This window comes from Isoptericola croceus, assembly GCF_029382255.1.
Lineage (GTDB): Bacteria > Actinomycetota > Actinomycetes > Actinomycetales > Cellulomonadaceae > Isoptericola > Isoptericola croceus.
Map to the genome: position 1 here is coordinate 1 of NZ_JARLLG010000240.1, position 273 is coordinate 273.

The 273-nt window shown below is 67.8% G+C and carries 1 protein-coding gene; it reads left to right on the forward strand.

Annotated elements, in window-relative coordinates; translation table 11 throughout:
- Positions 1 to 273 (forward strand): LVIVD repeat-containing protein (locus tag PZC42_RS21285; protein WP_277214132.1); only part of this gene is annotated, 273 nt, incomplete at both ends.

A 273-nucleotide genomic window follows, 5' to 3' on the forward strand; every position in this document is an offset into this window, starting at 1 on the left:
CAGCGACCCACGCGCCACCTTCAGCGACGCCGAGATCGCGACCCTGGCGATGCCTTCGAGCGCGCTGCACGTGCTAGTGGAGGATGGCTTCGCGTACATCGCCAATGGCGCCCAGGGCGTGCAGATCGCCGACGTGCGCGTGAGCGCCAACCCGGTCATCGAGAACACCGTGAACGGCATCGGCGCCGCCGACGAGCTGTTCCTGGACGGGCGCTACCTGCTGGTGGATGTGGGGGTCTTGGGACTCAGTGTCATCGACGTGGCCGCTCCGCT